Origin of the sequence: Actinocorallia longicatena, from assembly GCF_039534125.1 — a bacterium.
In the GTDB taxonomy this organism is placed as follows: Bacteria; Actinomycetota; Actinomycetes; order Streptosporangiales; family Streptosporangiaceae; genus Actinocorallia; species Actinocorallia longicatena.
Genome location: NZ_BAAAUV010000017.1, coordinates 1 through 18,146, shown reverse-complemented (window position 1 = coordinate 18,146; position 18,146 = coordinate 1). Strand labels below are relative to the sequence as shown.

Annotated in this window: 17 protein-coding genes; 9 read left to right on the top strand and 8 right to left on the bottom strand. The window is 70.0% G+C overall.

What is annotated here, in order from left to right:
* Positions 1-49 precede the first annotated feature (49 nt).
* Both ABD785_RS27860 and ABD785_RS27855 read left to right on the top strand, forming a co-directional pair.
* The gene (locus tag ABD785_RS27860; protein WP_344834027.1) at positions 50-1,612 is read left to right on the top strand and encodes a succinic semialdehyde dehydrogenase; all 1,563 of its coding nucleotides are present in this window, start codon (positions 50-52) and stop codon (positions 1,610-1,612) included.
* A gap of 41 nt (positions 1,613-1,653) precedes the next feature.
* Positions 1,654-3,369, top strand: coding sequence for a GMC oxidoreductase (locus tag ABD785_RS27855; protein ID WP_344834025.1), 1,716 nt, complete (start codon positions 1,654-1,656; stop codon positions 3,367-3,369).
* On the opposite strand, the gene glpD is transcribed toward ABD785_RS27855, so the two are convergent.
* Positions 3,370-5,028: a glycerol-3-phosphate dehydrogenase gene (gene glpD, locus ABD785_RS27850; RefSeq protein ID WP_344834333.1), complete on the bottom strand. Its 1,659-nt coding sequence runs from the start codon at positions 5,026-5,028 to the stop codon at positions 3,370-3,372.
* Between the two features lie 272 nt (positions 5,029-5,300).
* Between glpD and ABD785_RS27845 the strand changes: the two genes are divergently transcribed.
* Positions 5,301-5,774, top strand: a complete 474-nt coding sequence (locus tag ABD785_RS27845) for a hypothetical protein (RefSeq protein ID WP_344834023.1) — start codon at positions 5,301-5,303, stop codon at positions 5,772-5,774.
* Positions 5,771-6,301 (top strand): hypothetical protein, encoded by a 531-nt coding sequence (locus ABD785_RS27840; protein ID WP_344834021.1) that lies wholly within the window; start codon positions 5,771-5,773, stop codon positions 6,299-6,301. The genes ABD785_RS27845 and ABD785_RS27840 overlap by 4 nt, the downstream gene beginning before the upstream one ends.
* A gap of 52 nt (positions 6,302-6,353) precedes the next feature.
* Here the strand turns inward: ABD785_RS27840 and ABD785_RS27835 are convergent, their stop codons facing one another.
* Both ABD785_RS27835 and guaB read right to left on the bottom strand, forming a co-directional pair.
* Positions 6,354-7,466 (bottom strand): GuaB3 family IMP dehydrogenase-related protein, encoded by a 1,113-nt coding sequence (locus ABD785_RS27835; protein WP_344834019.1) that lies wholly within the window; start codon positions 7,464-7,466, stop codon positions 6,354-6,356.
* Positions 7,467-7,530: 64 nt separating this feature from the next.
* Entirely contained in the window at positions 7,531-9,027 is a 1,497-nt protein-coding gene (gene guaB / locus ABD785_RS27830; protein WP_344834016.1) for an IMP dehydrogenase, read from the bottom strand.
* Positions 9,028-9,173: 146 nt separating this feature from the next.
* Between guaB and ABD785_RS27825 the strand changes: the two genes are divergently transcribed.
* The gene (locus ABD785_RS27825) at positions 9,174-9,554 is read left to right on the top strand and encodes a DUF5319 domain-containing protein (RefSeq protein ID WP_344834014.1); all 381 of its coding nucleotides are present in this window, start codon (positions 9,174-9,176) and stop codon (positions 9,552-9,554) included.
* A 90-nt stretch (positions 9,555-9,644) separates the two neighbouring features.
* Here ABD785_RS27825 and ABD785_RS27820 read toward each other — a convergent pair whose 3' ends face one another.
* From ABD785_RS27820 to groES, 4 genes are all read right to left on the bottom strand, one after another.
* Complete coding sequence (locus tag ABD785_RS27820; RefSeq protein ID WP_344834012.1) at positions 9,645-10,211, bottom strand: hypothetical protein; 567 nt, start codon at positions 10,209-10,211, stop codon at positions 9,645-9,647.
* On the bottom strand, positions 10,208-10,804 hold the full coding sequence (locus ABD785_RS27815; protein WP_425547829.1) for a sigma-70 family RNA polymerase sigma factor: 597 nt from the start codon (positions 10,802-10,804) through the stop codon (positions 10,208-10,210). Before ABD785_RS27815 ends, ABD785_RS27820 begins: the two co-directional genes overlap by 4 nt.
* A 190-nt stretch (positions 10,805-10,994) precedes the next feature.
* A complete protein-coding gene (gene groL / locus ABD785_RS27810) occupies positions 10,995-12,617 on the bottom strand; it encodes a chaperonin GroEL (RefSeq protein ID WP_344834009.1) in 1,623 nt (540 codons plus the stop codon).
* A 116-nt stretch (positions 12,618-12,733) separates the two neighbouring features.
* On the bottom strand, positions 12,734-13,042 hold the full coding sequence (groES, locus tag ABD785_RS27805) for a co-chaperone GroES (protein WP_344834006.1): 309 nt from the start codon (positions 13,040-13,042) through the stop codon (positions 12,734-12,736).
* A 201-nt stretch (positions 13,043-13,243) separates the two neighbouring features.
* On the opposite strand from groES, the gene ABD785_RS27800 reads away from it, so the two are divergent.
* The 4 genes from ABD785_RS27800 (at position 13,244) to ABD785_RS27790 (ending at position 17,542) form a co-directional block, all read left to right on the top strand.
* Positions 13,244-14,416, top strand: coding sequence for a class I SAM-dependent methyltransferase (locus ABD785_RS27800; RefSeq protein ID WP_344834003.1), 1,173 nt, complete (start codon positions 13,244-13,246; stop codon positions 14,414-14,416).
* A gap of 93 nt (positions 14,417-14,509) precedes the next feature.
* The gene (locus ABD785_RS41395) at positions 14,510-14,740 is read left to right on the top strand and encodes a TFIIB-type zinc ribbon-containing protein (protein ID WP_425547826.1); all 231 of its coding nucleotides are present in this window, start codon (positions 14,510-14,512) and stop codon (positions 14,738-14,740) included.
* A gap of 241 nt (positions 14,741-14,981) precedes the next feature.
* Entirely contained in the window at positions 14,982-16,472 is a 1,491-nt protein-coding gene (locus ABD785_RS27795; RefSeq protein WP_344834000.1) for a hypothetical protein, read from the top strand.
* 128 nt (positions 16,473-16,600) lie between these two features.
* Positions 16,601-17,542 (top strand): phosphotransferase family protein, encoded by a 942-nt coding sequence (locus ABD785_RS27790; protein WP_344833997.1) that lies wholly within the window; start codon positions 16,601-16,603, stop codon positions 17,540-17,542.
* Between the two features lie 24 nt (positions 17,543-17,566).
* Here the strand turns inward: ABD785_RS27790 and ABD785_RS27785 are convergent, their stop codons facing one another.
* Positions 17,567-18,025, bottom strand: coding sequence for a DUF4259 domain-containing protein (locus ABD785_RS27785; protein ID WP_344833994.1), 459 nt, complete (start codon positions 18,023-18,025; stop codon positions 17,567-17,569).
* Positions 18,026-18,146: the final 121 nt, after the last annotated feature.

The following is an 18,146-nucleotide window of genomic DNA, read 5'->3' as shown; positions in this document are numbered from 1 at the left end:
GCTACTGGTGGGTATTCAAGTCTGGCCGGGTGGTCATATGCTGACGAACATGGCAACCCAGACGGCTTCCACCCGCGCCCTCTCCGACGCTGTCGTCAGCAAGATCACCGGTCTCGTGGTCTCCGACGGGGGCAGCACCGCGATCAACGCGCCGTTCACCGGCGAGCCGCTCGCCACCCTCCCGCTGTCGTCGGCCGGGGACGTGGAGCTCGCCTACGCCAAGGCCCGTGAGGCGCAGAAGGCATGGGCCGCGCTGCCCGTCGCCGACCGCGTCCGGCCGGTCCTGAAGTTCGTCGACGAGTTCATCGCCCGCCGCGACGAGATCCTCGACATCCTCCAGTGGGAGACGGGCAAGGCCCGCCGCCACGCGTTCGAGGAGTTCCTCGACGTCACCCTCGGCCCGCTCTACTACGCGCGCAAGGCCGGCAAGCTGCTGGCCCCCAAGCGCCGCGCCGGCGCCTTCCCCATCGCCACGAGGACCTCCGAGCACCGCCAGCCCAAGGGCGTCGTCGGGATGATCACCCCGTGGAACTACCCGATCAGCATGGGCGTCGGCGACACCATCCCGGCCCTCATCGCGGGCAACGGCGTGGTCCACAAGCCCGACACCCAGACGGCGCTGTCCGTGCTGTGGTGCGTCGACCTGATGATCGAGTGCGGGCTCCCCCGCGACCTGTGGCAGGTCGTCCTGGGCGACCCGGCCGAGATCGGCGACACCCTCATCGGCAACGCCGACTACATCGCCTTCACCGGCTCCACCCGCGCCGGGCGCCTGATCGCCGAGAAGGCCGCTCCCCGCCTCATCGGCTACTCCCTCGAGCTCGGCGGCAAGAACCCGATGATCGTCCTGGAGGACGCCGACCTGGACAAGGCCGCCCGCGGCGCCATCCGGGCCTGCTTCTCCAACGCCGGCCAGCTCTGCATCTCCATCGAGCGGCTGTTCGTGCACGAGAAGGTCTACGACGCCTTCGTCGAGAAGTTCGCCACCGCGACCAGGGCCATGAAGCTCGGCTCGTCGCTGACCTTCGACGAGCAGATGGGCTCGCTGACCTACCCCCGCCAGCTCGAGACGGTCACCACCCATGTGGAGCAGGCCGTCGAGAAGGGCGCGACGGTCGTCGCCGGCGGCAAGGCCCGGCCCGACCTCGGCCCGCTGTTCTACGAGCCGACCATCCTCACCGACGTCACCACCGACATGGACCTGTGCGCCGGAGAGACCTTCGGCCCCGTCGTCAGCGTCTACAGGTTCTCCTCCGAGGAGGAGGCGATCGAGCGGGCCAACGACACCAGCTACGGCCTCAACGCGTCGGTGTGGACCAAGAACGTGGCGCGCGGCCGCAGGGTCGCCGCCCGCATCCAGGCCGGGACGGTCAACGTCAACGAGGGCTACGGCTCGGCCATGGCCTCCCACGACGCCCCGATGGGCGGCATGAAGCAGTCGGGCGTCGGCAGGCGCCACGGCTCGGAGGGCCTCCTCAAGTACACCGAGGTGCAGACGATCGCGTCCCAGCAGTTCATGGAGCTGGACGCCCCGCCGCAGATCGCCTACGCCAAGTACGCCGACCTCCTCACCTCCTCGCTGAGGACGATGAAGAGGTTCCGGCTCAAGTAGCAAGGCTCATGCACCCCCCAACCCCTGTCTGAGGAGCCACTGTGGACTTTGACGTGCTCGTCGTCGGCTCGGGCTTCGGTGGCTCCGTCACCGCGCTCCGGCTGACCGAGAAGGGCTACAAGGTCGGCGTGATCGAGGCCGGACGCCGCTGGGACACCCGGGGCGAGGGGACGGGCGACCGTCCCCTGCCGAAGACGAGCTGGCGGCTGCGCAGCTACGTGTGGGCTCCCGCGCTCGGCCTCACCGGCATCCAGCGCATCCACCTCGTGCGCGGCAAGAAGGGCAGCATGGTCACCGTGCTGGCCGGGGCGGGGGTCGGCGGCGGTTCGCTGAACTACGCCAACACCCTCTACGTCCCGCCGAGGCCCTTCTTCGAGGACCGGCAGTGGGGGCACATCACCGACTGGCAGGACGAGCTGGCCCCGTACTACGACCAGGCCACCCGGATGCTGGGCGTCGTGCAGAACCCGGCGATGACCGCCGCCGACAAGGTCATGAAGAAGGTCGCCGACCGGATGGGCAAGGGCGACACCTTCCGGCTCACCCCGGTCGGCGTGTTCTTCGGCAAGCACGGCGGCTCGGTCGAGCCCGACCCGTTCTTCGGCGGGGCGGGGCCCGAGCGCAAGGGCTGCACGCAGTGCGGCGAGTGCATGAGCGGCTGCCGTCACGGCGCCAAGAACATGCTCACCGAGAACTACCTGTACCTGGCCGAACGGGCGGGGGCGAAGATCCTTCCGCTGTCGCGCGTCACGGACGTGCGGCCGCTCGCCGGCGGCGGCTACGAGGTGAGCATCGTCCGCACCGGCTCGTTCGGGCGGCACAGGCGGACGCTGACCGCGGGGCAGGTCGTGTTCGCGGCGGGCACCTACGGCACCCAGAAGCTGCTGCACAAGCTGAAGAACAAGTCTTTGACCGGCATCTCCGACCGGCTCGGCTCCCTCACCCGCACCAACTCCGAGGCGATCCTGGGCGCGGAGCGGTTCCGGGTGAAGGGCGAGGACTACTCCAAGGGCGTCGCCATCACGTCCTCCTTCCACCCGGACGAGTCCACGCACATCGAGCCGGTCCGCTACGGCCACGGCTCGAACCTCATGGGGGGCATCCGCACGATCCTCATCGACGGCGGCGGCGCCCCTCGCTCTGTGAAGTTCCTCGGCGAACTGGTGAAGCGGCCGTGGGACCTGGTCCGGCTGCCGAACCTGCGCGGCTGGTCGCAGCGGACCGTCATCGCCCTGGTGATGCAGACCCGCGACAACTCCATCACCCTGCGCGGCAAGAAGGGCCCGTTCGGCTGGGACCTCAAGGCCGAGCCCGGGCACGGCGAGCCCAACCCGACCTGGATCCCGGTGGGGCACGAGGCCGTCCGGATGATGGCCGAGGAGGCCGGCGGCATCCCCGGCGGAAGCTGGGGCGACCTGTTCGACATCCCGCTGACCGCGCACTTCCTCGGCGGCTGCGTGATCGGCGACTCGCCCGAGACGGGCGTCATCGACCCCTACCACCGCCTCTACGGCCACGAGGGACTGCACATCGTCGACGGCTCGACCATCTCGGCGAACCTCGGCGTCAACCCGTCCCTGACCATCACCGCCCAGGCCGAACGCGCCATGTCCTTCTGGCCGAACCACGGCGAGGCCGATGAGCGGCCCGCGCTCGGCTCCGCCTACACCCGCCTCAAGCCCACCATGCCCAAGAACGCGCTGGTCCCGGCCTCGGCACCGGCCGCCTACCGGCTCCCGATCGTCGGCATCACCTGATCACGCGGTGGGCACTATGTCCGGCGCTCCGCGGCGCCGGGCATCGGCCTCCTGGTCGTCCTGGGAGAGCTGGGAGAGGCGTTCGGCCTCGACCTGCTTGGTGAAGTACTCGATCTCGCGCTGGGTCTGCTCGACCGACCAGCCGAGGACGGGCGCGGCGAGCGCGGCGGCCTCCTCGACCACGCCGACGCCGCGGTCCCAGATCTCGATGGAGATGCGGGTGCGGCGGGACAGGATGTCGTCGAGGTGGCGGGCGCCCTCGTGGGTGGCCGCGTAGACGATCTCGGCCCTGAGGTAGTCGTCGGCGCCCGTCAGGGGCTTGCCCAGGTCCGGACGCCCGGCGACCAGCTCCAGCAGGTCCTCGATCAGGGTGCCGTACCGCCGGAGCAGGTGCTCGATCCGGGCGACGTGCAGCTTGGACTGGGCGGCCAGCCGGTAGCGGGAGTTCCACAGCGGCTCGAAGCCCTCGCCGCCGGCCAGCGCGACCCGGTCGGTGCAGGAGGCGGCGATGCGCCCGTCGAGGCCGTGGGCCACCGCGTCGACGGCGTCCTTGGCCATCACCCGGTAGGTCGTGTACTTGCCGCCCGCGATCATGACCAGGCCGGGCACCGGGTGGGCCACGACGTGCTCGCGCGACAGCTTCGACGTCTCCTCCGACTCCCCGCTCAGCAGGGGCCTGAGACCCGCGTAGACGCCCTCCACGTCGTCCGGGGTCAGCGGGACGTTCAGCACGGCGTTGAGATGGTCGAGGACGTACTGGATGTCGGCGCTGGACGCCGCGGGATGCGCCTTGTCGAGCGTCCAGGTGGTGTCGGTCGTGCCGATGATCCAGTGCCGTCCCCACGGGATCACGAACAGCACCGACTTCTCGGTCCGCAGGATGATCCCCGACGCGCTGTGGATCCGGTCGCGCGGCACCACGAGATGGACGCCCTTGGACGCCTTCACATGGATCTGCCCGCGCCCGCCGACCAGGTCCTGGATGTCGTCGGTCCACACCCCGGTGGCGTTGACGACCTGCTTGGCGTGGATCTCGAGCCTGTCCCCCGACTCCAGATCGCGCACCTGGACCCCGGTGACGCGCTCGCCCTCGCGCAGGAAGCCCACGCACTGGGTCCTGGAGGCGATCCTGGCGCCGTATCCGGCGGCCGTCCTGAGGACCATCATCACGTAGCGGGCGTCGTCGACCTGGGCGTCCCAGTACTGGACGGCGCCGGTGAAGGCGGCTTTGCGCAGGGAGGGCGCCACCTTCAGCGCCTGCCTGCGGGTGAGGTGCCGGTGGTTCGGCACGCCGCGCTTGGCGCCCATGGAGAACGACAGGGCGTCGTAGAGGGCGACGCCCGCCCCGACATAGGCCCGCTCCCACACGTGGTGGGTCATCGGGAACAGGAACGGCACCGGCTTGACCAGGTGCGGGGCGATCCGCTGGAGCAGCAGCCCCCGCTCGGTCAGCGCCTCCCTGACGAGATCGAAGTTGTACTGCTCCAGGTAGCGCAGCCCGCCGTGGATCAGCTTCGACGACCGCGACGACGTCCCGGAGGCGAAGTCCCGCGCCTCCACCAGCGCCACCTTGAGCCCCCGGCTGACGGCGTCCAGCGCCACCCCCGCGCCGACGATCCCGCCGCCCACCACGACGACGTCGAACTCCTCCGCCCCCATCGCCTCAAGCGCGTCCACCCGCTCCGCGGGCCCCAATCGAGAGCTGCCCAACCCCGCCACCGGCCACCCCCGGGTCGCTCCTACTGACGGGTAGTCCCTTCCCCGCCCACCCCCGTCCCCAACGTCCCACCCCCGTGAACCTCAGAAGAATCCTCACCCGCGACGCCCGGTGGTCCTCCCGTTCCCCGGCGGACCGGCCCCGCCATCCCTAAGATCCACCTCCAAGGGATGACCGCTCCGTCGGTATTCGCCCCACACGAACGGGATCGCCCATGCGCCCGCTGCACCGCACGCTGCTGTCCGGAACACTGGCCGCCGTCACGGCCGTGAACATCGCCTTCATCGTCGACCGGGCCAGGACTCCGCCCGAGGTCCGGCCCTGCACCCTGCGCGTCGCCGCGGGCGCCGCCGACAGGTGGGCGGGCGGCCCCATCTGCGAGTGGACGGACGGCTCCGGCACCCCGGTCCGCCTCGTGATCACCCCGGACCGCGGGGCCGCCGACTTCGGGTTCGACCGGGCCGAGGCCGATCGCGACCATGTGATCGGACCGGTCCCCGGGATCCGCCGCGCCTACGTCTGGACGTCCCTGTACGGCCTCACGGGCCACAACGCGGGAGCCGGAGCGCACGTCGAAGGGCAGAACATCAAAGTCTCCGCCGGACCGGCCGCGAGCGGACCACAGGTCCGGGACGTCGCCACCCGGATCCTCGCCGACACCGTCCGCGACCTCAGGGACCGCTCATGAGACAACGCCACCGCGCCGTCCTGACCGGCACGGCCCTCGCGGTCAGCACACTGGCGGCGCTGACGACGACCGTCCTCAACCTGTGGGGCTGGCCGGAGCCTCCCACGCGTTCCAAGGTCTCCGCACCCGCCCCCGCCCTGCCCGACCTGTGCGCCTGGCTCACGGCCCGCGAACCCGGCAGCACCCCCACCGACCGGGTCCAGGACCGCAACGTCAGCCTCTGCCGCGTCGGCGATCCGCCCCGGCGAGTGATCCTCATCGGCGCGGCCCGGCCCGAGGCCCAGAGCCCCTACCAGCAGGTGGTCAAGACGGCACAGGGTTCCTCCACGGCCGCCCCCACCCGGTTCGCCGCGGCCCGCTTCACCGGCGAACAGCGCGAGGACGAGGACGCCACCCGGATCCTGGTCTTCCATCGCGGCCTGGCCTTCGCCGTCGTCGTGCGCGGCGGCCAGGACACCGGCAGGGCCGACCGCACCCGGCACGCCCGCGACTTGGCCGAGGCGCTGGTCCACGAACTGCGGCCCTGAGACGCGAAAGCGGCCGGCGCCCTGAGACGCCGGCCGCTTTCGGAAGCAGGGATCAGCCCGTGACGACGACCTGGACGCGCTGGAAGTCCTTGACCTCGGTGTAGCCGGAGGTCGCCATCGCGCGCTTGAGGGCGCCGATCAGGTTCATCGAGCCGTCGGCCACGTGCGAGGGGCCGTAGAGGATCTGCTCGAGGGAGCCGATGGTGCCGAGGTCCAGGCGGGTCCCGCGCGGAACGTCGCCGTGGTGGGCCTCGGAGCCCCAGTGGAAGCCCCGGCCGGGGGCCTCGGTGGCGCGGGCGACCGGCGAGCCGATCATGACGGCGTCGGCGCCGCAGGCGACGGCCCTGGCGATGTCGCCGGACTGGCGCATGCCGCCGTCGGCGATGACGTGGACGTACCGGCCGCCGGACTCGTCCAGGTAGTCCTTGCGGGCCGCGGCGACGTCCGCGACGGCCGTGGCCATCGGGATCGCCACGCCCAGGACGCCGCTGGTCGTGTGGGCCGAGCCGCCGCCGAAGCCGACGAGCACGCCCGCGGCGCCGGTCCGCATCAGGTGCAGGGCGGCCTGGTAGGTCGCGCACCCGCCGACGATCACCGGCACGTCCAGGTCGTAGATGAACTGCTTGAGGTTCAGCGGCTCGGCCCGCCCGGAGACGTGCTCGGCCGAGACCGTGGTGCCGCGGATGACGAACAGGTCGACACCGGCGTCCACCACGGACTTGTAGTACTTGGCCGTGCGCTGCGGCGACAGGGAGGCCGCCACCGTCACGCCGGCGTCGCGGATCTCGGCGATCCGCTTGCCGATCAGCTCTTCCTTGATCGGCTCGGCGTAGACCTCCTGGAGCCGCCGGGTCGCCCGGGCGTCGTCCAGGGAGGCGATCTCCGCGAGCAGCGGCTCCGGGTCCTCGTAGCGGGTCCACAGGCCCTCGAGGTCGAGGACCCCGAGCCCGCCGAGGTTCCCGACCGCGATCGCGGTGGCCGGGCTGACCACGCTGTCCATCGGCGCGACCAGCAGCGGGATCTCGAAGCGGTACGCGTCGATCTGCCAGGCGACGCTGACCTCTTCGGGGTCGCGCGTCCGGCGGGACGGCACGATCCCGATCTCGTCGAACGCATAGGCCCTGCGGCCGCTCTTGCCACGCCCGATCTCAACCTCAGCAGCCACCGGTAACGCCCTTCGAGTGGAGTTGATTACACCCGATTCTAGCGGCTGCCGAGGCCCACCCCCGCTATCGGCCCTGGTAGTTGGGGGCTTCGACGGTCATCTGGATGTCGTGGGGGTGGCTCTCCTTCAGACCGGCCGAGGTGATCTGCATCAGGCGGCCTCCTGCCTGCAGGTCGGGGATGGTCTTGGCGCCGGTGTACCACATCGACTGGTGGAGGCCGCCGACGAGCTGGTGGGCGACGGAGCGCAGCGGGCCGCGGTAGGGCACCTGGCCCTCGATGCCCTCGGGGATCAGGTTGTCGGCGGCGACGTCGGCCTGGGCGTAGCGGTCCTTGGAGTAGGACTTGCCGCCGCGCTCGCGGTTGCGCATCGCGCCGAGGGAGCCCATGCCGCGGTAGGCCTTGTACTGCTTGCCGTGCACGAAGATCAGCTCGCCCGGGGACTCGTCGACTCCCGCCAGCAGCGAGCCGAGCATGACGGTGTCGGCGCCGGCCGCGATGGCCTTGCCGATGTCGCCGGAGTACTGCAGGCCGCCGTCGCCGATCACCGGCACCCCGGCCGCACGGCACGCGCGCGCCGCCTCGTTGATCGCGGTGATCTGCGGCACGCCCACCCCGGCCACGACGCGGGTGGTGCAGATCGAGCCGGGCCCGACCCCGACCTTCACGCCGTCGGCACCGGCGTCGACCAGCATCTTGGCGCCCGCGTAGGTCGCGATGTTGCCGCCGATGACCTGGACCCGGGAGTTGGCCTTGATCTTGCCGATCGTGTCGGCGACGCCCTTGGAGTGACCCTGGGCGACGTCCACGATGATCGCGTCGACCCCGGCCTCGATGAGCGCCTGGGCCCGCTTGACCGCGTCCTCGCCGACGCCTACCGCGGCGGCCACGACCAGGCGGCCCTCCGGGTCCTTCGTGGCGTCGGGGTAGCGCTCGGTCTTGGTGAAGTCCTTGACGGTGATCAGCCCGCGCAGCCGCCCGCCGGAGTCGATCAGGGGCAGCTTCTCGATCTTGTTCTTGGCCAGGAGGGCGAAGGCCTCCTCGCGCGTGACGTCCTCGGTCGCCGTCACCAGCGGCATCTGGGTCATGACCTCGCGGACCGGCCGGTCGGGATCGCTCTCGAAGCGGGTGTCGCGGTTGGTCACGATGCCCAGGAGCACACCGCGCTCGTCGGTCACCGGCACCCCGGAGATCCGGTAGCGCGCGCACAGTTCCTCGACGTCGCGGAGCGTCGCGAAAGGCGAACAGGTGATCGGATTCGTGATCATCCCCGCCTCGGACCGCTTCACGGTGTCGACGTCGGCGGCCTGGTCCTCGATCGACATGTTGCGGTGGAGCACCCCGATGCCGCCCTGACGGGCCATGGCGATCGCCATCCGCGCCTCGGTGACGGTGTCCATCGCGCTGGAGAGCAGCGGGATCCGCAGCTTGATCCCGCGGGAGAGCCGGGTGGTCGTGTCGGCGTCACCTGGCTGCATGTCGGAATAGCCCGGCAGCAGCAGCACGTCGTCGAAGGTCAGGCCCACCGGGGCGAACTTGTCCGAGTCCACTGCCGAATTCATGATCGACCTTCCTGGGGCGCTTGGTGTTCAACCCATCGTAGGCCTAACAACCTTCGAGACCTGCGCGTTCCCGTGTTGGATCATTTGAGAAAAGCCATCCTGTGGACGGTTGCGGCTCAGTGCCATATCCGCAGTAGTTTGGGTGTGTGCACGACGAAGCGCCGCTCGACCCCTTCGCCGGCGACCCGGACGACCCGGCCGCCGCCCTTGGCGATCTCGAAGAGATCGCCCCGCTGAGCGCGGCAGAGCGCGAAGACGTGCTGGCCGACCTCGCCGACCTGGAGGTCTTCCGGACCCTGCTGGAGCCCCTCGGCGTCCGCGGCCTGACCGTCGACTGCGAGGACTGCGGCAAGACCCACTACATCGACTGGGAACTGCTGCGCGGCAACCTGCGCCACCTCCTGGACGAGGGCCAGCCCCGCGTCCACGAACCGGCCCTCAGCCCCGACCCCATCGACTACGTCACCTGGGACTACGCCCGCGGCTACGTCGACGGCGTCATCGACTCCGAAGAAGGACGTTCTTAACGCTGCGCGTCGGCCGCCGGGGACTCCAGGCGGGTGGCTGAGCTCACTGCCGGATGCGGGAGCGCGGGAGTGCGGCCGGGGTTGAAGTCCTCAGCGCCAGGTGCCGTCGTGCAGGCGCTGTTCGATCAGCTTTCTGATCTCCTCCGGGGTGCGGGCCACCTGGCTGTGGGAGGTCTCCTCCGGGGCCGGCTTCGGGGTCGGCGAGGCTTTGGGGTGCGCGGGCCTTCCGGGCGGGCGGGCCGGCCGGGGCGGGGCCGGGTTCGCCGGGGTGATGTGGGCCTCGGCCTCCGCCTTGGGCTTCTTGCGGTCCGGCTTCGCCGAGCTGGAGCTCTGGGGGGCCGCACGACGGGGCTCGTCGCGTTCCGCCCAGCCCCCGCCCGCCGCAGCGACACCGGTCGTGGCCAGGACCGCCGAGGCGACGCCCAGGGCCACCGCCGTCCGGACCCCGGTCCGGCGCGGCTTGCGCGGGTCCACCGCCGGATCCCCGGTCGCGGGTGCGGCGTCGTCGACGTCGTCCAGCAGGGAACGCAGCAGCAGGACCGCGGAGTCCTGATCTTCTGGAGGCTCGGGCAGCCGGGTCGCCAGCCGGTCGAACAGCGCGTCAGTGGCGCGCAGGGAGCCGAGATCGACGGGTTCGCTGTCCCCGGCGCTCGTCAACGTCCCGACTCCTCCATCGCGACCGCCATGGCACGCAGGCGCGCCAGCGCCCGGTGCTGCGCCACCCGAACGGCGCCCGCGGTCATGCCGAGCACATTACCGGTCTCCTCCGCCGACAGCCCCGCGACCACCCGGAGCAGGACGAGTTCGCGTTGCTGGTCCGGCAGCCGGTAGAGCAGGTCACGGGCCTGCTCGGCCTCCAGGTACCGGATCGCGGTCTCCTCCGGGCCCGGACGCTCGTCCGGCCCGTCCGGCAGGTCCTCGGTGGGAACCGCCGTCCTTATCGCGCTGCGCAGCGCGTCCGCGATCTTGTGCGCCGCGATGCCGAACACGAACGACGCGAACGGCCGTCCCATGTCGCGGTAGCGCGGCAGCGCCGACAGCACCGCTATGCAGACCTCCTGTGCCACGTCGTCGGCGGCGTGGTACTGGCCTGACACTCGTCCCAGACGTGCCCTGCAGTACCGCACCACCATCGGACGCACGCGCCCGATGAGGACCTCGGTGGCCCCCGCATCCCCCTGTACCGCAAGAGTCGCCAGCTCTCGCAGGTCAGGCTCGCTTTCCTCGCTCCGGGACGGCCGCGGCACCACCACGTGCACGGCCTCGGTCCCGACGATCGCAGCCTCCGTCACGTAGAGCACTATGCCCAGCCCAGTGGTTGATGTCTTCACAGTCGACGACAACAGAATGGTCACAGTGCGAGCACAGGCCGTACGAAACCCTCTTCCGCATACAGAAAACCCCCGCGGACGAGCGTCCGCGGGGGCTTTCCGGAACTTCTCAGTGGCCGTGACCGTGGCCGTGACCGCCGCCGGCGGCGGGGGCCTCGTCCTCCTGCTTCTCGACGACCAGCACCTCGGTGGTGAGGAGCATGCCCGCGATGGAGGCGGCGTTGGTGACGGCGGAGCGGGTGACCTTGACCGGGTCGATGACGCCCTCGGCCTTGAGGTCGCCGTAGACGCCGGAGGCCGCGTTGTAGCCGTGGCCGGCCTGCAGCTCCTGCACCTTGGCGACGACGACGTAGCCCTCCTGGCCCGCGTTCTCGGCGATCCAGCGCAGCGGCTCGACGAGCGAGCGGCGCAGCGCCTCGGCGCCGGTGGCCTCGTCGCCCGTCAGGCCGAGGGAGTCGAAGCCCTCCTTGGCCACGTGCGCGAGCGCGGAGCCACCGCCGGAGACGATGCCCTCCTCGATCGCGGCGCGGGTCGCGGAGATCGCGTCCTCGAGACGGTGCTTCTTCTCCTTGAGCTCGACCTCGGTGGCCGCGCCCACGCGGAGCACGCACACGCCGCCGGCGAGCTTGGCGAGGCGCTCCTGGAGCTTCTCGCGGTCCCAGTCGGAGTCGCTGTTCTCGATCTCGACCTTGATCTGGCGGACCCGGTCGGAGATGCCCTGCGCGTCGCCGAGGCCGTCCACGATGGTGGTGGCGTCCTTGGTGACGGTGATGCGCCGGGCCTGGCCCAGCACCTCGAGGCCGACCGAGTCGAGCTTGAGGCCGATGGCCTCGGAGACGACCTGGCCGCCGGTCAGCGTGGCGATGTCGCCCAGCATGGCCTTGCGGCGGTCGCCGAAGCCCGGGGCCTTGACGGCCACGGACAGGAACGTGCCGCGGATCTTGTTCGCGACGAGCAGGGCCAGGGCCTCGCCCTCCACGTCCTCGGCGATGACGAGCAGCGCCTTCTTGGACTGCGCGACCTTCTCCGCCAGCGGCAGGAACTCGTTGACGCTCGAGATCTTGCCCTCGACGACGAGCACGTAGGCGTCCTCCAGGACGGCCTCCATGCGCTCGGGGTCGGTCACCATGTGCGGCGACAGGTAGCCCTTGTCGAACTGCAGGCCCTCGGTGAACTCCAGCTCCATGCCGAAGGTGTGGGCCTCCTCGACGGTGATGACACCGTCCTTGCCGACCTTGTCGAAGGCCTCGGCGATCAGCTCGCCGATCTTGCCGTCCTGCGCGGAGATCGCGCCGACGTGGGCGATGGCCTTCTTGTCGTCGACCTCGGTCGCCGACTTCAGCAGCAGGTCGGAGACGTGCTTGGCGGCGATGTCGATGCCGCGCTTGAGGCTCAGGGGCGACGCCCCTGCGGCGACGTTGCGCAGGCCCTCGCGGACCAGCGCCTGCGCCAGGACGGTCGCGGTGGTGGTGCCGTCACCCGCGACGTCGTTGGTCTTGGTGGCGACCTCCTTGACGAGCTGGGCCCCGAGGTTCTCGTAGGGGTTCTCCAGCTCGACCTCACGCGCGATGGTGACACCGTCGTTGGTGATGGTCGGGGCGCCGAACTTCTTGTCGATGACGACGTTGCGGCCGCGCGGGCCGATCGTCACCTTTACCGCGTCGGCGAGCGCGTTGACGCCACGCTCAAGGGCGCGGCGGGCATCCTCGTCGAACTCCAGGATCTTGGCCATGAAGAGTCTTCCTCGTTGTGTTGTGCTTCCAAGCACGACGCCCCGGCCGCCCTAGGGGCCGCCGGGGCGGGTGCGAAGTTCAAGGCCGCGAAGAGATCACGGCCGGCTGAAGCTTCTTACTTCTCGACGATCGCGAGGACGTCACGGGCGGACAGGACGAGGTAGTCCTGGCCGCTGTAGCGAACCTCGGTGCCGCCGTACTTGGAGTACAGGACGACGTCGCCGACAGAGACGTCCAGCGGAATGCGGGCGCCCTTGTCGTCTACGCGGCCGGGACCGACGGCGAGGACGGTGCCCTCCTGCGGCTTCTCCTTGGCGGTGTCAGGGATGACCAGGCCGGAGGCGGTGGTGGTCTCGGCCTCGAGGGGCTGGACCACGATCCGGTCCTCGAGCGGCTTGAGAACAACCTTGGTGGCGGTCGACATGTCGAACCTCCCCTTCGATTGTGATCTTGAAGATAACGTGTCAGTCAGGGAAGCGACTTCCGACCGGCCTGTCGTCGCGGGTGCCAGACCGGGCTCGTCGCATTGGCACTCACACTAGGAGAGTGCCAGCCAGAGATTATGCCGTGACCTGCTGCCCGTCAACCGGACGCTCTGTGACACGGAGCCTCTACGGTGGTTCGCATGGAGATCGACGGGTTCCAAGAGCTGCTGACCCCGGCTGGACAGGACGTTCTGCTCTCAGCGATGGAGTCCGACATCTCCGAGAAGGGCCTTCTGGCGTCCGCGACCCGGCTGCGCGCCCGCCACTCTGCGTCACTGGTCTCCGCGGCCCTCACCCAGGTCCGGCTCCGCCACCGGGCGGTGGCCAAGTTCGGCCCGGACGCCCTCCGCATGTACTTCACCCCGCACGGTCTCGAGCAGTCCACCCGCGCTTCGGTCGCCGAGTACCGGGCGGGGCGCTTCTTCGGGCCGGTCCTCGAGCTGTGCTGCGGCATCGGCGCCGACCTGCTGCACCGGGCGCGCGCCGGGATCGCCGGCGTCGGCGTCGACCTCGACCCGCTGACGGTCGCCGTCGCCCAGGCCAACCTCGCCGCCTTCCAGATGGGCAACCTGGCCTCCGCCCGGGTCGGTGACGCCCTGGAGCAGGACCCGGCCGGGTTCGAGGCCGTCTTCGCCGATCCGGGCCGCCGCACCGCCCGCGGCCGGGTCTTCGACCCCAGGTCCTACGAGCCGCCCCTCGACTCCCTGCTCGCCCTCGCGGCCCGCGCCCCTGCGGCCTGCGTCAAGGTCGCCCCCGGCATCCCCTACGAGGCCATCCCCGACGGCGCGAGCACCGAGTGGATCTCCGACCACGGCGAGGTGAAGGAGGCGGCCCTCTGGTTCGGCGCCCTGGCCACCGGCCCGGTCCGCAGCGCCACCCTCCTGCGCGACGGCCATGTCCACACCCTCACGCCCGACGCCTCCCTCGGCGACGCCCCCGTCGGCCCCTGGGCCCGCTACCTCTACGAGCCCGACGGCGCCGTGATCCGCGCCCATCTCGTCGCCGAGGCCGCCGCCCTCCTCGACGGCCACCTGGCCGACCCCCGCATCGCCTACGTGACCTCCGACCGGCTCGTCGAGACCCCCTACGCGACGGCCTACGAGGTCCGCACCGTCCTCCCGTTCTCCGTCAAACGGCTGAAGGCGCTCCTGCGCGAGAACGACATCGGCACCCTCACGCTGAAGAAGCGCGGCTTCGCCGCCGACCTCGACCGGCTCCACAAGGACCTCAAACCCACGGGAACCCTTACCGGAACGGTCGTTCTGACCCGCGTCGGCGACTCTCCCGTAGCCCTGCTCTGCGGCAAGGTCTGACGGCACGCCGTCAACGATCCGACAAAAGATGCCGCCATTCCGGCATTGGTGTTACTAGTCTGGGTGAAATAGGTGCCTGACGGGGGGTCGGCGATGACAGAGGCGATCTTGTTCTGTCCGAAATGCCGCGCTGAAATGACGAGTCATCAGCTCGGCGAAATAATGATCTTTCAATGCGACTTCTGCCGCGGCGTCTTTGTGAGCGAACAGGGCCTGTTCCGGCTCATCGACTGCCAGGGTCCCGAAGTGCCGGTTCTCGCGACAAACCCCCAGCACAACGGGGTCACACGGGGCCCCTATGAGGGCCGCCACCGGCACGGCTGATCGGGCATCTCGCCGCAAGCACCGCCCAAGCCGCGATTTCTGCTATTCACCGAAAGCCGTTGCATTTTCTTCTCCGACTTATCGCATGCGCGATCAAGCACTAAAGTGAGTGCTTCACATCACTGCCGCGAACCCTTCGGTAATTTTCGCCTTGGCGGGGTACGGCGGCACACGACAGGAGCATCGGGTGGAAACGAATCACAACTTCCTGCAGACAGGGGGTCAACCGGTCTCGGACCGGATGCGGGAGTTGCTCGCCCGTGCGGCGCAGGACCATGTGTACGAGTCCCGTTCACAGGGTCAGGTCCTGGACGAGATCCGGCAGCGGCTCGAAGGGATGGAATGGCTGCTGCGGGAGGTCAGGGAGCGCGAGCTCACCGGCTTGACGGGCCAGCTGGACACCGTACGGGGTCAGATGGACGAGCTCACCGGCAAGCCGCCGGAATGGGCCGAAGGTCTGGCCGAGCACATAGAGGCCGTGGGTGAGCGCGTAAAGCCGGTCAGCGAACTGCCGGCGCTCTGGGCCGACGTCGGCGTGGTAGCCGAGAACGTCGACGAGAGCCTCTCCCGCTTGCAGAGCGTCCTGGACTCCGCGCAGCACATCGCGGACGCCACGGCGGCGGCCTCACAGCGCATGGAGGACATGGCCAAGCGGCTCGACAAGCTGCAGGGCAGCATGGAGGCGGCGTCCGTCCGGTTCAACCGGCTGGACAAGTCGCTCGCCGAGCAGGGCCACAAGTCGGAGAAGCTGGAACACCTGCTCGGTGACGTCACCAAGCGCGTCGACCAGTCACTCGGCGAGATGGCCGAGAAGTTCGACCAGAGCCTCGAAGCCATGGGCGGCCGTGTGGAGGCGGTCGGCGGGCGCCTCGAGGGCCTCGACGGACGGGTCGAGGGCCTGGGCAGCAAGATCGACGGTTTCGACAGCCGCTTCGACTCCCTGGGCGAGCGCATCTCCCAGCTGCCCGCCGCACTGGAGATCGGTGAACTGCACCGGAAGCTGGCCGAGCTGGCCGCGCGTCCGGTGGCCGACTACTCCGACCGGTTCGACGACCTGGAGCGTCAGGTCAGCACGGTCACCGATCCGCTGATCGTCGAGCTGCGCACCAGGCCGGACCGGGGCGAGGTCGAGGACATGATGTCCAAGATCGTCGAGTCGGCGCACGGCGACCTGGTCAAGCAGATGGACAACAACACGCGGGTCGTCGCCGAGGAGGTCAAGAAGCGCTTCGACGGCATCCAGGAGGACGTCTCCAAGCGCGTCGACAGCGCCCTCGAGGGCGTCGGCCGGCAGCTCGAGATCGCCCTCGACAGCGTCGGCAAGCAGGTCGGGACCGTCCACGACGACGTGACCAAGCGCATCGACGTCTCCCACGACGACGTCACCCGCAAGTTCGACAACGTCCGTGAGGACATCTCGAAGAAGTTCGAGGTCATCCACGACGACGTCGCCAAGCGGGTCGAGAGCGTCTTCGAGGAGGTCGTCAAGCGCACCGACGCCGTCCACGACGAGGTCACCAAGCGCACCGACGCGGTGCACGAGGAGGTCGCCAAGCGCTCGGACTACGTCCAGGCGGAGCTCGGCAAGCGCGTCGACGGCGTCACCGAGGACGTCGGCAAAAAGGTCACCGCGGTCCACGAGGACGTTCTCAAGCGCCTCGCGACCCTGGAGGAGACCATGCTCGCCCTGGCGGAGGCGCTCCTGCGCCCCCGCCGCGACGGCAAGGAATAGCGACAGTCACCACGTGGCCTTACGGTGGGCTCCTCGCGGGTCCGACCGTAAGGCCACGTGCGTGATCAGGAAAGTGTTACGTTCTGTCTTCGTAAAATCACTCCTCATCCCCTTCGGAATCCGTTTACATGGACCCCGTGAGCACCGCAAAGGCACCACTGGCGACGGCCAGGGCCCTCCCGCTCGGCAACCCGCCGGACGAGTCGACCCTGCGCTGGGTTCAGGAGTGCCTGGGAGCGGGCAGCACGGTCAAGATGATCCGCCCGCTGACCGGCGGAACCGACCACACCAACCACGCCCTCGTCGTCGAGACCCGGTCGGGCACCCCGCACCGGTTCGTGCTCCGCCGCTGGACGTCCTGGGACCCCGAGTTCCCGCCCGAACGCGAGATCGCCGCGCTGGCCCTGCTGGCCGGCTGCGAGATCCCCACCCCGCAGCTCATGGCCGCCGACCCCTCGGGCGCCCGCTGCGACGCCCCCGCGCTGCTGATCACCCGGCTGCCCGGCCACCCGCCGCGGCCCTCCCCCGACGACCTGTCGGAGTACCTGATCCAGCTCGCCGCGGCCCTCCTGTCGATCCACGAGGTCGGCGGAGCCTCCACGATGCCCCCGTACACCCCGTACAACCGCCTGGACGTCCGGCAGCCGCCGCGCCTGGCCCAGAACCCCGGCCTTTGGGAAAAGGCGTTCGACGTCGTCTCAGGGCCGCAGCCGGAGTTCACGCCGCGGTTCATCCACCGCGACTACCACCCCGACAACAGCCTGTGGGCCTACGGCCGGCTCCAGGGCGTCATCGACTGGGACAAGGCCTCCTACGGCCCCATCGGCATCGACATCGCCCACATGCGCTGGAACCTCCTCCTGCGCTACGGCATCGAGGCCGCCGACCGTTTCGCCTCCGCCTTCGAACAGGTCCGCGGCTCCTACGAGCACAACCCGTACTGGGACATCCGCTGCGTCGTCGACCTTCTCCCCGAAGACGACCACCACCCCCTCGACGAGCAACGCATCCTCGCCCTCGAGGACTACCTCCGCGAGCTCCTCGCCCGCCTGGGCGTCCTCCGCCACTGACGCGTCACGCCACCCTGCCGCCCGTCAGGCGAGGTAACGGCGGTACAGGGCGAGCTGCCCCATCCAGTCGGCCAGATCCTCCGCGGACTCGCACCACTCGCGGTACTCGTTGTCCTCCGCCCGCACCGCCTTGTCGAGAACGGCCGCGGCCAGCGCGCGCAGCTCCTCGGTGACGGTGAACGCCGTGGCCTCCAGGACGGGCGCCACGCTTTCATCCAGGATCTCCCCGGACCGGCGCACACCCACCAGGCACGCCGCCGCCACCGGCCCGTCGGCGTCATCGGAACAGACGCGCCCCTCGTCGGCGACGAAGCCCGTCAGCATTTCCGTCAGCGCCCTCTGCGCATCAGGTCCCTCAGCGAGACGGGCGAGATCGTCCGCCGACTCGTCGCTGTCGAAAGGACCCGGAAAGCGGCCGAGCCAGGGAGCATTCCACGGCGGTACGGCCGCCACCGTCTCCCACCAGGCCGTCTCGCTCTCCATGAAGGCATCCTCCCAAGGCCACCGGAAATGCGAAAGGCCCCGGACATTTGTCCGGGGCCTTTCAGCATGTTGATTGCGGCGGTGTCCTACTCTCCCACACAGTCTCCCGTGCAGTACCATC

Bases quoted from the DNA above. Each gene is read 5' to 3' on its own strand.
- ABD785_RS27795 (WP_344834000.1), top strand. From the start codon at position 14,982: ATGCGGGAGTTGCTCGCCCGTGCGGCGCAGGACCATGTGTACGAGTCC.
- groES (WP_344834006.1), bottom strand. From the start codon at position 13,042: ATGTCGACCGCCACCAAGGTTGTTCTCAAGCCGCTCGAGGACCGGATC.
- ABD785_RS27860 (WP_344834027.1), top strand. From the start codon at position 50: ATGGCAACCCAGACGGCTTCCACCCGCGCCCTCTCCGACGCTGTCGTC.
- ABD785_RS27800 (WP_344834003.1), top strand. From the start codon at position 13,244: ATGGAGATCGACGGGTTCCAAGAGCTGCTGACCCCGGCTGGACAGGAC.
- ABD785_RS27790 (WP_344833997.1), top strand. From the start codon at position 16,601: ATGGACCCCGTGAGCACCGCAAAGGCACCACTGGCGACGGCCAGGGCC.
- ABD785_RS27845 (WP_344834023.1), top strand. From the start codon at position 5,301: ATGCGCCCGCTGCACCGCACGCTGCTGTCCGGAACACTGGCCGCCGTC.
- guaB (WP_344834016.1), bottom strand. From the start codon at position 9,027: ATGAATTCGGCAGTGGACTCGGACAAGTTCGCCCCGGTGGGCCTGACC.
- groL (WP_344834009.1), bottom strand. From the start codon at position 12,617: ATGGCCAAGATCCTGGAGTTCGACGAGGATGCCCGCCGCGCCCTTGAG.
- ABD785_RS27785 (WP_344833994.1), bottom strand. From the start codon at position 18,025: ATGGAGAGCGAGACGGCCTGGTGGGAGACGGTGGCGGCCGTACCGCCG.
- ABD785_RS41395 (WP_425547826.1), top strand. From the start codon at position 14,510: ATGACAGAGGCGATCTTGTTCTGTCCGAAATGCCGCGCTGAAATGACG.
- glpD (WP_344834333.1), bottom strand. From the start codon at position 5,028: ATGGGGGCGGAGGAGTTCGACGTCGTCGTGGTGGGCGGCGGGATCGTC.
- ABD785_RS27840 (WP_344834021.1), top strand. From the start codon at position 5,771: ATGAGACAACGCCACCGCGCCGTCCTGACCGGCACGGCCCTCGCGGTC.